General features: G+C 39.4%; 14 protein-coding genes and 1 pseudogene. 4 read left to right on the forward strand and 11 right to left on the reverse strand.

The window, feature by feature from the left end; genetic code table 11:
- Window positions 1-398: 398 nt before the first annotated feature.
- Both L3V77_RS24335 and L3V77_RS24340 read right to left on the reverse strand, forming a co-directional pair.
- Window positions 399-1,130, reverse strand: a complete 732-nt coding sequence (locus L3V77_RS24335) for a nucleotidyl transferase AbiEii/AbiGii toxin family protein (protein WP_275137393.1) — start codon at window positions 1,128-1,130, stop codon at window positions 399-401.
- Window positions 1,102-1,347 (reverse strand): hypothetical protein, encoded by a 246-nt coding sequence (locus L3V77_RS24340; RefSeq protein WP_275137394.1) that lies wholly within the window; start codon window positions 1,345-1,347, stop codon window positions 1,102-1,104. Before L3V77_RS24340 ends, L3V77_RS24335 begins: the two co-directional genes overlap by 29 nt.
- A gap of 311 nt (window positions 1,348-1,658) precedes the next feature.
- Between L3V77_RS24340 and L3V77_RS24345 the strand changes: the two genes are divergently transcribed.
- The gene (locus L3V77_RS24345) at window positions 1,659-1,784 is read left to right on the forward strand and encodes a hypothetical protein (protein WP_275137395.1); all 126 of its coding nucleotides are present in this window, start codon (window positions 1,659-1,661) and stop codon (window positions 1,782-1,784) included.
- 50 nt (window positions 1,785-1,834) lie between these two features.
- On the opposite strand, the gene L3V77_RS24350 is transcribed toward L3V77_RS24345, so the two are convergent.
- Window positions 1,835-2,917: a DUF4062 domain-containing protein gene (locus tag L3V77_RS24350; protein ID WP_275137396.1), complete on the reverse strand. Its 1,083-nt coding sequence runs from the start codon at window positions 2,915-2,917 to the stop codon at window positions 1,835-1,837.
- Window positions 2,918-3,295: 378 nt separating this feature from the next.
- On the opposite strand from L3V77_RS24350, the gene L3V77_RS24355 reads away from it, so the two are divergent.
- Window positions 3,296-3,934, forward strand: coding sequence for a BRO family protein (locus tag L3V77_RS24355; RefSeq protein WP_275137397.1), 639 nt, complete (start codon window positions 3,296-3,298; stop codon window positions 3,932-3,934).
- Window positions 3,935-4,039: 105 nt separating this feature from the next.
- Window positions 4,040-4,162: pseudogene (locus L3V77_RS24360) on the forward strand (DNA mismatch repair protein MutT); the annotation flags it as partial.
- A gap of 72 nt (window positions 4,163-4,234) precedes the next feature.
- Here L3V77_RS24360 and L3V77_RS24365 read toward each other — a convergent pair.
- Window positions 4,235-5,203 carry a Gfo/Idh/MocA family oxidoreductase gene (locus L3V77_RS24365; RefSeq protein ID WP_275137398.1) on the reverse strand — a complete coding sequence of 323 codons (969 nt, stop codon included), beginning with the start codon at window positions 5,201-5,203 and terminating at the stop codon, window positions 4,235-4,237.
- A 548-nt stretch (window positions 5,204-5,751) separates the two neighbouring features.
- Between L3V77_RS24365 and L3V77_RS24370 the strand changes: the two genes are divergently transcribed.
- On the forward strand, window positions 5,752-5,952 hold the full coding sequence (locus tag L3V77_RS24370) for a hypothetical protein (protein ID WP_275137399.1): 201 nt from the start codon (window positions 5,752-5,754) through the stop codon (window positions 5,950-5,952).
- A 49-nt stretch (window positions 5,953-6,001) separates the two neighbouring features.
- On the opposite strand, the gene L3V77_RS24375 is transcribed toward L3V77_RS24370, so the two are convergent.
- From L3V77_RS24375 to araA, 7 genes are all read right to left on the reverse strand, one after another.
- Window positions 6,002-6,373 carry a cell envelope integrity protein TolA gene (locus L3V77_RS24375; protein ID WP_275137400.1) on the reverse strand — a complete coding sequence of 124 codons (372 nt, stop codon included), beginning with the start codon at window positions 6,371-6,373 and terminating at the stop codon, window positions 6,002-6,004.
- A gap of 81 nt (window positions 6,374-6,454) precedes the next feature.
- On the reverse strand, window positions 6,455-7,120 hold the full coding sequence (locus tag L3V77_RS24380) for a helix-turn-helix domain-containing protein (RefSeq protein ID WP_275137401.1): 666 nt from the start codon (window positions 7,118-7,120) through the stop codon (window positions 6,455-6,457).
- A gap of 470 nt (window positions 7,121-7,590) precedes the next feature.
- A complete protein-coding gene (locus tag L3V77_RS24385) occupies window positions 7,591-9,144 on the reverse strand; it encodes an EAL domain-containing protein (protein ID WP_275137402.1) in 1,554 nt (517 codons plus the stop codon).
- Between the two features lie 167 nt (window positions 9,145-9,311).
- Window positions 9,312-9,938, reverse strand: coding sequence for a LysE family translocator (locus L3V77_RS24390; RefSeq protein ID WP_275137403.1), 627 nt, complete (start codon window positions 9,936-9,938; stop codon window positions 9,312-9,314).
- Between the two features lie 160 nt (window positions 9,939-10,098).
- Window positions 10,099-10,935 (reverse strand): arabinose operon transcriptional regulator AraC, encoded by an 837-nt coding sequence (gene araC / locus L3V77_RS24395; RefSeq protein WP_275137404.1) that lies wholly within the window; start codon window positions 10,933-10,935, stop codon window positions 10,099-10,101.
- A 63-nt stretch (window positions 10,936-10,998) separates the two neighbouring features.
- Window positions 10,999-11,529, reverse strand: a complete 531-nt coding sequence (locus L3V77_RS24400) for a hypothetical protein (RefSeq protein WP_275137405.1) — start codon at window positions 11,527-11,529, stop codon at window positions 10,999-11,001.
- A gap of 51 nt (window positions 11,530-11,580) precedes the next feature.
- Window positions 11,581-13,068, reverse strand: coding sequence for an L-arabinose isomerase (gene araA / locus L3V77_RS24405; protein WP_275137406.1), 1,488 nt, complete (start codon window positions 13,066-13,068; stop codon window positions 11,581-11,583).
- Window positions 13,069-13,090: the final 22 nt, after the last annotated feature.

Below are 13,090 nucleotides of genomic sequence, written 5' to 3' on the forward strand. Positions count from 1 at the left end.
CACAAACAACGCTACAAGCCTTACGGTATATAAGGTCTAGCAAACCATTAAAGTAGCCTAAAACGGCTTAAAATCGCTTAAATAAAAGATCAACGATTACATGTTTTATGCGGTTTTTTGCAAAAATAGCGCTAATAAAGATCTAGTGTAAAAAGGTAACTTATTGAAAAATAGTTATTTAATGATTTTCCGTCAGAAAATAGAATGATCTGATAGTGAGATTAAAGATCTATTTGAATGGCGGTGAAGCTAGGTGGAGTATGGCTTTAGAGGGAATTTCAATCCTTTTACAAAATTTCAATTTTGAAAAAATGGTTTGTTATGAATTCGATGAAAAGTAAGGGATGAAATTGTCGAAGAAAGTTGGAGTTTCGTGGGAATTAAAAGCCTGTCTCATTCTATTTTAGATGATCGAGTAACTTAAATGCGTATTCTTCAATGATAGCATTTGACCAAACATCCTTCATTTTGACAGTTTTAGCCGCATTGGAGTATTTGTCTTTATTACTGACAATATCTTCTAATGAGATTATCAAATCATTAATAATTGTGGTTTCACCATAATGGTTTCCAGCTAACTTAAATGCAGCTTGAGGGATATGTCCCCACTCTTTGTACATGGCTAATATATCAAAAATGTCTTTGTATGGAGCCGTGAATTTTCTATCGGAGTTTGCTAGTAACTTTGTATAAAAACAAGATGTTTGATCTAGGAAAGGTACGGGGAATCTATTCGTGTCATATTCGTAAGTTAGATCATAGTCATCGCAACTAAGAAACTCCAACTTGATGTTAGTGCCATTAAGAGTGATGAATGTTCGAACGGCGTCTCTATCGGCCCTAATCTCGCGAGCATAAGTAAACTCCTTTTTGACTAGTTCACCAAGAGATATGTTGGTTACATGCTCTCTTATTGCTCTATAAGATGCTTTGTTTGGGCAGAGAAAATCAATATCTATCGATTCTCGATACTCATCAAGTTCTAAGGCGATGCGAGTACCGCCTCCGAACAAAATATTATTTTCACAAAAAAAGTCAGCGTTAAAATTCTCTAACGCTGACTCTATAATTTGATGATGTGGGATTTTGTATTTTGCCATATCAATGGCTTGCTGGCATGAATACACCATTACCATATTCCTTGGTAAGCATTTCGATAAGTTGTTTTTCTTTTTTACCTAGTTTAGTTGTATCAACATAAGCCCAGCGCTTTTCATAAAGTTCAAAAGCAGTTTTAGGTGCGATATATTTAACGTGCATATCCCACAAAAGCTGATTTAGCTCGTGATATTTAGTACGATTGATATTGCCCATGTCTATCACATTCTCTGTTTTGGGTTTGTACATCTAGGTAATGGTACTATCACGGTAGGTAACCACCAGATGATAAATACACAATATATATCAGTACTGATATATATTGATTATTGTAGCTACTTTCTGACCACTACGTCAACTACACTTGGATGGTTTCGACTGAGAATGGTGTATATAGAGAGGTATTGAAGCTGAGAGTAACATCCGGTCAGTACTACGAGACTTGCATAGTACCACCTTTGTAGGAGTCTCATATGAGGGACTCTCAGTAGTATCGATCATAAAAAGTACAATGAATTAGTAACTCCCTAAGTTGAGTCATTAATGCCATAGGAATCCTTATGCAAAATAGTGAAATTAAACCAACATGGCCGGAAGCATTTCAAAACGTCATGTTCCGGCTTATCGATTCAATTCCAGAGCTGATGATTGGGACCGTTGTTCTTGCTTTGTTATTTTTCGGTTAGGTTAAAGTGCCTGTCTTTTAGTATCGCTCTTAATATTTTTGTTAAAACTTCTATAATTCAATGTAACTAGCAAATATATCTTTTAATACTCTGAGACGGATATCCGATGAAGAAAGAACTATCCCCTGTGTATAATATTTCTCTAGTTTCGCATAATCAGACGAAGGAACGTAAGCAGAAATTCTATCAGCGGAATAATTGAGCATTAGGTCATTGTCTACGTCTAATCCTTCGCATTCATACATTGGAAGCTTTTGAAGATATCCGAGCAAACTATGTTTATCAGGTGATATTTCTGAATTATTTATAAGCTCTATTTCAGTAAATGAAACTGCCACTTCGACATCTAAACCATCCTCGTCTTCAGTAAGAATATCAGTACCAATATTCTCAATTAAAATCTCAAAGAAGTTACGACAAGCCTGCTCAATATGGTTTTGTACAATTATTGCGTTCGTTGCCTCTTCTCCTACTTCATGAGTATGTAAGTTCTCAACCATAGTTTCTAATACAGAAGTAGAGCCAATAAGCTTCTCGATAGCATTTGACATGCTTTCTACTCGATCTTGCTCTTTTCTACGTTCTAGAAAGGAGTAGAACATTCCCGCCCATTGCTTTTTTAAGTGTTGTTCAATATCTGTAAATGAAGTGTACTTTTCTAGTCCATTATTCCTTTGGGAACGTGTAACCTGTTGAATAAAACTAAAAATAAAAGAAGCGTCATCTTGTTTATCTATTGCTGGGTAGTTTATTTTCTTTGCAAAGTCATCCCCATGTAATTGGGCATTCTCTCTATATAGATATTGAGCAGAAAGAACCTCATTCTTTACAAATGCAAAAATTGGCAATTTCAACTTTCTAGCTTCTAGATACTCAGCTTGGGTAATCGACTCTCCGGAACCTCCTTTGAGCTTTCCCCCAAACCTTCCAGATATAATCAATATGAATAAGTCACAGTGTGATACTTCTTTTACACAAGCTTGATGTGTATGCTCATCAACGTCATAATAGACACCACTATATTCACTCAATATAGGCTGAAACCCATACCCAGAAATAAATCTTTCTAGTTGAGCTCGCTCTTCCTGCAAGTCATAGCATGTGGAACTAACAAAAACCTTCGGTATAGCCATCAATTTACCTTTATTTTTAATTATATACTGACGATATAAAACGATATGCACCGATACTAACCGATTGACAACCTAATACCTTGATCGTAATCTAAAAACGCACTGGCAAAATCCAGTGTCAGGATTCGAACCCTGCATTTTATTCACGGCACATCGATGCCAGCTTTTGCTGGTCTTTTTATATGTGCGGCTTCGGCACACCTAAACATGGTGAATTTGTCTAAACAAACGACAATAAACTGAATTATGGTGGGCTGGGCGAGGCAGCTTAGGCTGGCCGTGTCGTGAATGCGGTAGTTCGAACCTTGTTCAGTTCACCACCCTTTGATTCGAACCTCTGAGTGGTGATTTTGGTTAAAATCATTCACGGAGGTCACTATGACTTCAGCACTAACATTTCAAAATACACACTTCGATGTGATCGAACAAAAGAAACGTACTTGGTTAACCGCAACTCAAATTAGCGCAGCTTTGGGCTATAAAACTGATGACGCGGTTAGTCGGATATACAGACGTAATTCAGATGAGTTTTCTAACGAGATGACTCAGACGGTCAAATTGACCGCCTCAGGAAACTACCAAAAAACAGTCCGTATTTTCTCCCTTCGTGGTGCACACCTAATCGCCATGTTCAGCAGAACGCCAATAGCCAAAGAGTTCAGAAAATGGGTACTCGATGTACTTGACCAAGAAAGTCGACCAGCGGCCATTGTACCCATAATAAAAAGACCACAATACAAAGCCGTCTGGCCAACCCATTTTCGATCCAATTGGAACGGCGCCTACTTCCCCTATAATGGCGAAATCATAGGTAATATTTGCTTTGAAATTGCCCCAATAGGAAAAACGGATAAATACAGTGCCATATTCCGGTTCTCTAACGAAGAACACCAGGTCATTTTAGTGGGGGAACGGCTAGGGGACTTTGGTTACTTCGAATCCACGTTATTAGATGAAGTATGGGAGTTCGCCATCAAGTTTTGTGGCAGGTGCAATAGTAAGTGTGCGCATATATAAATCTAAGGCGGCAGAAAATCTGTCGCCACTTTGTCGCCACTGATAGATGGTAATGCTACCTAACTAATTGTAATTATTGTCTTTTATATTGGCGGCATGCCTATCTGGATTAACATCCACGAGGCCATTGCACACAACGAAGAAACCATAGCCAAAAACCCCAAGAAGGGCATGAGCATTGAGCGCGAGACGTATTTGCTTCATTTGATTGCTAAGGAAATGCTGTAAGGACAGACGGGATGAAACGCGTATAAAAACGTGTCTATCCCGAACTATATCTTCGATGACTGTTTTTCAGCATCACACTTTAGATTGATATATCGCTAAAATAAGTTCCGTGGTTACCCGAGCAGATTCAGCATTTACCAACGGTTGTTCACCGGTTTTAACCGCATGTTCAAAATCAATGAGTATGGATTTGTGGCAACGGGTGTCAGCCACTGTTGCGCTGGTGGCACCATCGTGTTGGTAGTCGTACAGGGGATCTGTCGGGTTGAGTAAGCCATCGATATGCCAGTCGGTAATGATGTCATCGGTTAATGTAAAGCTGCCTTTCTCTGTATGCACTTGTATCTGAGCGGAGAAGCCGGGTCTAGTGGCGGTTGAGGCAATGACAGTCCCTATCATGCCATTGTCGTGCCGAAATAAAGCAGCGCCGTGATCCTCTGCGTCCATCTTGTGTGCAAACGTATCTAGCATACTGATCACTTGCTTGGGCATACCAAAAAACCACGTGTATAAATCTAGGTTATGGCAAGCCTGCTGCATAAATACACCGCCACCGTCTATCTCGTATCCGCCACGGTATTGCGCACTGTCATAATAAGACTGTGCTCGATAGAATTTCGCTGTGATATCGGCGGAATAAACCCGACCAAATGCACCGCTGTCCATTAACCTTTTTACGGCCGCGTTATCCGGTGCGGTACGTCGTTGATAAGAGATAGCAAGCGTAACCCCCGCTGTTTTACAAACCTCGATGCAACGATCAATCGCTTCTAATGAGATATCCAATGGTTTTTCAGTAACGACATGCTTGCCTAACTTTGCTGCGGTTAAAATACTTTGGTGATGTAAGCCGTTCGGAGTCGTCACAATTACGGCATCAAACGGAACATCAACATGGTCTAAGTGCTTCCAAACAGGGCATTCGTTCTTTGTATTTTTTCCGCTGCGAGAAACAAAGCCGACGACGTGTCCCTTTAATTCTGCAACAACGTTAAACCATGTTTGGCTAATGTTACCGGAACCCACAATTATATATTTCATATCGACCTTCTTTTCGTTATTAAAGTTACTATTTAAAATACATCAAATTTATCGAGGTTCCTAAATAAGAACATGGCGCAACTTTTCGCGCCTTTAAAGTGTAAAATTACACCTAAAATCCAGACTAAAGATCTACTTTTTTTAGATCGTACTCCAATACTCAATGACAACAACTAAAGTTAATATACTGACTAAATCGATACGTTACCTTGTCTTAGGTCTAACGTTATAAATGTATGTATCCAGAAACTGAAATAGTCGAATGAATAGTGCTCAATATCATGCGTTAATATTCATCCGAAAGAACAGCGAATATTTATGAAAAAAGACGATAGAAATGAAGTTGGGTATGTTGAGGTATGAAATAATGCTTAAAAAGCTCATATGAACCAAAGGTTACTCTCTTACACATTGGAATAAGCGGAAAGCCACTCATTTCTGGGTGTTCATGTATAAACAAAATTGACATTAAATTGGCATTGAAGAAATTATTTGCATTTATAGTCATGAAGTCTACTTGAATGAAGAGAATGATAATGAAGTTAAATATGAAGAGATGGTTAATTGTTTTTTCTGCTGTGACTCTTGGGTTATTTACGTTGGTTTTTAGCCTGTTAGTGGCGATACCAATTACAATTGCCGCACTGATTACGGGTAGAAAACTACAAAAAGATCGAAAAAAAGCGCGCTTTGATACAGGACAAGAGAACGTTATCGAAGGGGAATACCAGGATGTTTCAGTTAAATAATGGTTATATCTATCTGGTGAGTACCAGAGCATTTCGCTTTTAGGGAAACTCAATCGTCAGGAACAATAGTCATGTTCACATTCTGAACTTTCTTTCGCGTTCTCTCTGATAAAAAATCCACCCTAAATGGCTGAGCTTGCTCAATAGCAAGTTTACCGTAGTGCTCTAACTCGGGCTCCCCGGAACTTTCGATTAATTGAATATCCAAAACCTCACCAACGTCATTTAACGTTACATTAAACGTGACTAAGTGGCCAAAGCATTCTTCGCAACGATACAGCCGTCGCTTTACCGAAGTGCGAGCGAGTTCGCTCCATAGATTGAGTTCTGCTTTCTCTTGGTTTGAAAGTGGTATGTGTAGCACATCAGCAGAGAATGAGTGACACGCAACCAAGATCAAAAACAGTATCGTCGTTCGCACGCATTCCCCCTCAACAACTCAACATGTTCCATCACCAGTAATTATCACTTACTAATCATAGCTGAATGTTTGCAACTCTGATCAATCCAAAACACTCTTTATTTCAGTCACTACTTTTCCTACAACAGAGATATCGTCTTCGCCTACGTTTAATGTCGAATTATTGAATGCGATAGCAACCTTTTTTCCTGGTATTCGTTGGACCTGATTAAGGGAGAGTAGGCCATCAATATTCACGAGATAAAGGCCACTTATTGCCTGATTGGCTCCTGTGTTGATAAGAAATACCTGATTGCGATCTTTGATGGCCAATAATTCTTGATCGTTGAATTCAACAAGCAAATCTGAATCAAATAAGGTGGCATGTCGGTTGACGAGTTGCCCATTTTTCAGGTCAAAACTCTCTAGTAGGGAAGAAGCCCGGCTTTGTGCTAGTGCGGATAATTTGCTATCTATCATGTAATTCGTCGATTTTTCCTCGACTTGAAGTGCCTCTTTAACGTCGTTCGAGATTTGATAGCCCAATGATAGATCTTTCATTGGAATACCTAGCGTCAAATGAATTTTGATTAAAAGCTCAAATGACGTTCTGTTTTTCATGTTCCACGTGCTAAATGTGGATGTCGGTACACCTGTTACTTTAGAAAGCTCTTGTAGGTTCTTACAACCAAGTATCGTTTTCAGGTTATTAGTGAAGTCATGGCCCTTTAAAAATGTATATTCTGGAATCTTTTTATTGTAACCCATACTGTTTAACTTATTTTATTGGATAAAGATCTCAAATGAATGGCAATGAGCTCAATTAAAATATATTTTTCATTGATTAATATTCATTTGAGATTTAATATCTCGTTAGTTCTTTGGTTGATATAGAGCTGCAACTCAATCAACCACATAAAAAGTGATAGGTGAAAATAATACCATCTTGTATCTCTATCAAATAGTACTAGTTTCTACTTTTGTAGTTTCTTGGGCGCATGCCTAATTATTTCTAGAGAGAGTCGATGTGTATTACCAATATGGAGGGATATACTGACAATAAATTCAGTCACTTACATGGAGTAAAGTGGCTACTAATGTTCTAAACCACGGAAGGGGCAACAAACACCTCTGAATTATATACCGTAACGTTTAGTAGAGAAGGATTACCGTTTCTTCTCTACTTTTTTTCGTCTGCGCCATGCAATTTTGAATGCAATTGAAGTACGGTCAAAATCTTAACCAAGGTATTCGATCAGTTCTGCCTGTGGTAATGGTTTAGAATAGTAGTAACCTTGAATGTAAACAAAACCTAATCTATCGAGTATTTCCAGTTGATATTTTTCTTCGACTCCTTCTACGATGGTTTTCATGTTCAGTTGTGTTGCCAGTGACATCATGGAATCCAATAGGGGAATGATAGTCGAGTCATCATAAAGACTTTTAACGAACACGCGGTCAATTTTCACGTAATCAAAAGGGAACTGACGTATGAAATCTAGCCCCGAATACCCAGTACCGAAATCGTCTATGGCAAATTTGAAACCATAGGCAGACAGTGTGTTCAAATGAAGCTTGAGTGTGCCTAACTCGTCTTGAGAAAAATTATTGTCTTCCGTTATTTCAAAGACTATTTTTTGAGCCAGCACCGGTTGGCTTTCCACTAATGCATCTATGAAGGTAACGAAAGACGGCTTAAGAATGACACTGCGACTTATGTTCACGCTGATATAAACCGTTGAGAAGAGCGATGGGTGTTCAGATATAAATAGCGCGACCTTGCCTATGACCAACTTGGTGATGTCTTCAATAAGATCTACTTTCTCTGCCAATGGAATAAATATATCAGGAGAAATGTAACCTTGAGTAGGATCTCTCCAACGCAGCAGTGATTCACAACCGACGGTTTTACCTGATTTTTGATTAACAATGGGTTGGTAATGAAGTTCCAAAAAATCATTGTTAATCGCGTAACGCAATGAGTTTTCTAAGCTGTTGTTGTTTAATCGTTTCTGGCGACTGAATAAGTAGCAAATAGTGACCAAGCTTGCTAACACCAAGGTCACCCACAAATAACGCCAAAATTGCATGAAGTAGTACATTGATGTGGTGCTGACTTCGAGTTCTAGTGGGTACCTATCTGATTGAGCAGAATAGAATTTAATCCCATCTGAGAATGTCTTGTTGCCCAACTCTCTTGAAATAACACGGAGTTTATAATTGATATAATCATCGGCCAGTAGTCGGTCGATATCTTGAACCAGATAGCGTGGAGGAATAAGAACACTAAGGCCCTGTCCGAATTCGTTTGTAAATATAAGGGCAATACTTCGTGTACGGCTCAGTTTGGTTTTAGTGTAACTGAGTGTTATATGATTAGGGCTATTTTTTAGTCGATTGATTATAGTCTGATAAAGATGAAAAGAGGTATCTCCGTTGTTACTGGTACAATATATTTTGCCATTTTGGTCAAATACTCCGATTTCTTTCGCTCGCTCAGAATTAAATATACTTTTTCTTAAATCAGCAAGAATTTCATTACATGAGATGGACGTTTTTTCGGGTGTTAATAAATAAGAGAACTGCGAAATGGATTGATCAAATTCATTTTCCATCGCACGTAACAATGTTTTTGTCTTTGTTTCAATAAGTTTATTGGAGACAGGAACTAAGAAAAGTAGCGAGACGATAATAGCAAGGATAAATATTTGTAAAATTCTGATACCAAATTTATCGTCATTATATATCAATGTATGAGGTGCAATGAATTTCAGAGCTTTAATTTTAGGCATCAATATGTATTTTCTCGGCGCAAATGTATCGTTATGTTTTTACACTAATCGAAATAGAATGGTCGAGTCAACGCTATATAGAAGTCTATGTTATAAAACAAAATGTTACGCTTGATAATGAGAAGTGCTCGTATGCAAGTATATGTACTTGTATGTAAATACAGTGCTTATCGACTTAATGCCAAATAAGCACCCGCCAGCATCATAATGCTTCCAGCACCTCTATTAAGCCTTTTATGTGCAAGCGGCGTTTTTAATGCACTTGCCATACGAGCCGCGCCGAATGCAATCAACATTAAACCCGCCATTAAGGCGACAGTCGCTAGAGAGGCGACAAGGACAATATCTTGCGATTGCAATACCGTTAGATCGATGAAGGTTGGTAAGAATGCGATATAGAAAAGTATTACTTTAGGGTTCGATGCTGAAATCAAAAAACCTTGAGTGAAACTAGCGAACAAAGAACCTTTATGTTTGGCCACTTCCGAGTCAATGTCTTTTTTTACTTGTGGCAGTGTTTTAAACATTCTATAGCCAAGAAAAACTAGGTAAGCTGCTCCGACATAACGGATGGCCAAGAATACTTCTGTCCAGTTTTCTGCGATGGTCGCTAGGCCAAAACAGGCTAGAACAAGGTAAACCAGATCGCTCATCGCCATACCAAAAGCGAGCATAGCGCAATTTTTAGCCCCATAGACAAGTGCTCTTGCAAGGATAGCGAACACACCGGGTCCCGGGGTAATGCCAAATATAAATATCGCGATAAAAAAGGTAATTGCGCTTTCTAATGACATCCTGTCTACCTGTGTTTGCAGAGAATAATAGCAATAACATAAACGAGTTTTCATTTCGTGGCTAGTAAGTAATAAAACACGAACCTCAATGGTTACTTTTTGATGATTAGCGTGCGTTGACTACCGGCATGAGAAGGGGTGAGTGGTCGGTCGACTTTCGTTATGTAATGTGTTGTCTAAAGTACTTTGGGCTGACACCTGCTTTTCGTTTAAATACTCGCGAAAAATAAAGTGGGTCCCCATAGCCAATAATTCGGCCAATTTGATTTATGGAATAGTTTGTTGTTAACAACAGGTGTTTGGCGCGACTAATTCGTTGGTCGTCTCGCCATTGCGTTATGGACATATTCATTTCACCGCGAAATAAATGACCTAGCCGTGAAGGAGACAAGCAAATGTGCGAAGAAACATCTTCAATTGTAAAATCTTCGTTTAAATGCTGTGTCATATAATTCATAGCGTCATTCACTCTTGGGTCGAGCCTTTTACTTATAACGTCGGGCTGTAAGGTTTTACAGCGAATCAATAACTGCTCGAGAAGGTTGATGGCGAGATCGTTGCGATAAGGGACTTCAGACTTTGATGTATATTCGATATCAACAAACAGTTTCTCTAGTTCTTTTTGCGTCTGCGAGTCTAGTCCTCGGGTAATAAATACGCCATCGATTTCATCGTGCCAATTTAACCAGTCATGCCAAAATGCACGAGGGCGAAAATATATCCATCGATGAAACCATGAGGAGCACTGATCCTTCCTATGATAATAATGTGCTGCACTCGGTGGGAATAACAGTAGCTCTCCACTTTTCACATTGAACGCTTTGTCATCGGAAAAAACAGTGCCTTCTCCTTTACTGGTTATATTGATGATAAAGCCCTTCATCCCCCCTGGCCGATTGATAATAAAATCTAGTTCATCGCCTTCAATAATAGGTGTGAGGCCCGCGACTAAATGCGCATCGAAATTGTAGCCGGGTTTAAGAGGGTTATTTTGCATATTAAGTACTTATTATTTTTCTATAAGTTTACGTGGCTATAGCTTTGACTACGCGTTTGCACATCACATTTCTTGTTCAAGGACGATCCACTGCGTGCTGCTAAATGCTTCACGAAATTCTGTTTTGTTAGACTCAAGTAAATAGGCACTCGGTTTATCATCTTTTTCATGCTCCCACGGTTTTAGCTTAGAGAGCATGTTGCTTTGTTCGCTTTTGAGTTGATAAGAGTGCTCTACTTGCTCAATGCTATGACGAATGTCTAATCGTGTTGGATTAGAGCTTCTTGCGAGATAATCGATCACCAGAGCACCTTGTCGAAAGGAGTACGTCATGCTAATTGAAATAGAGGTGCTCATTTGAAGGTTACACCACTGTTCTAATTTGTTCTTTTTCGTCCGAAACTGCCATGAGATTTGCTCTGAATCTAACTCAGCGAGATTGTTGACTAACTCAAAGTGCCCCTTAAAAATGGCTTGAGACAGATAAAAAAGCTGAAAATCATTGGGAGATGATGTAGATATCTGCAAACTCCAATCAAGATATGTGAGTTCATTAGATTGTTCAGTTATAAGGTTTTTAGCTAATGTATTCAAGGTTGTACCTAATAAGGCTCCCTAAGGAGCCTCCAAATAACGAGGATGATTTTATTTGTAGTAAGCGCGGTTATTTTTTAACTCAGTTTTAAATTGACGCAACCGTGTTTCGTGGTCAATAAGAACCATCTCAATACCCGCTATATCGGCATAATCCGTTAGCATATCCACAGATACAGACTGGCTATATACTGTATGGTGAGCTCCTCCGGAAAGTATCCAAGCTGCGGCTGCCGTTTCAAGATTAGGTTGAGGTGTCCATAACGCGTGAGCAACGGGCAAGTGAGGTAGTTTCTGTGGAGGTAAGATCGTATCAACGCAGTTTACAATCATGCGGTAATGAGTACCCAGATCGATAACAGACACATTGAGACCTGCCCCCTCTTTACCATTGAAAATCATCCTAGCAATATCGCACTTGCAACCAATAGTATGAGGATGGATTTCAATCTTTGGTTTTTGAGCGGCGATAGTTGGGCACACTTCTAACATGTGAGCACCCAATACTTGGCTCTGTTCACCAAAGTTATAGGTATAATCTTCCATAAAAGAGGTGCCACCAATTTTGCCTTGTCCCATGACTTTCATAATGCGAGCCATAGCCGCTGTTTTCCAGTCTCCCTCTCCACCATACCCGTATCCCTTTTCCATTAGCCTTTGAGTCGCAAGCCCCGGCAAATTAGTAAGCCCGGTTAAGTTTTCAAAGGTGTTGGTAAATGCATTCGCTCCTACGGACGTTAAGAACTGTGCCATTCCCAATTCGAGACGAGCTTCTTGCTGGAGTATTTGCAAGCTATCTTTGTTCTGATACAAGGCCGGTTCTATATCGTAAGCAGAGGCATATTCATCTAATAAAGCACTAACATCACCCTTTGCCACCTGATTAACACTCTCGGCTAATTCACCTAATCCATATGCATTTACTTCGTAACCGAATTGGATTTGTGCTGAGACTTTATCACCTTCCGTTACGGCTACTTGGCGCATGTTGTCACCAAATCTCGCGACCTTGAGGTTTTTACCTTCGTCGATTCCTATTGTGGCGCGACACCAATCATCAACCTGATGATGAACAATCGGGTTCTCCCAATGGCCGACCACCACTTTACGGTCTAGTCCCATGCGCGTTCCAATATATCCAAATTCGCGGCACCCATGAGCACTTTGATTCGTATTCATAAAGTTCATATCAATGTCGTCCCACGGTAGGGCGGCATTAAACTGAGTATGCAGATGCAAGAATGGTTTGTTTAAGATACCTAATCCTGCAATCCACATTTTTGCGGGTGAAAATGTATGCATCCATAGCATTAAGCCAATACAATCAGGGTCGTTATTTGCTTCACGACATATTGTTGATATTTCGTCGGGTGTTTTTACAATACCTTTATTCACTATAGGTGCTGAAATGCGTTGAGTTTGGTTAAGACCAGTGACAATTTGCTGGCTATTTTGAGCAACATTAGCCAGTACTTGTGGACCATATAGGTGTTGAGAACCAGTGACAAACCAAACGTGTTTCGCTGAATATGTTTTCATAAGAGACCTTTCATGTTCGTAA

The sequence above is a fragment of the Vibrio sp. DW001 genome (assembly GCF_029016285.1).
In the GTDB taxonomy this organism is placed as follows: Bacteria; Pseudomonadota; Gammaproteobacteria; order Enterobacterales; family Vibrionaceae; genus Vibrio.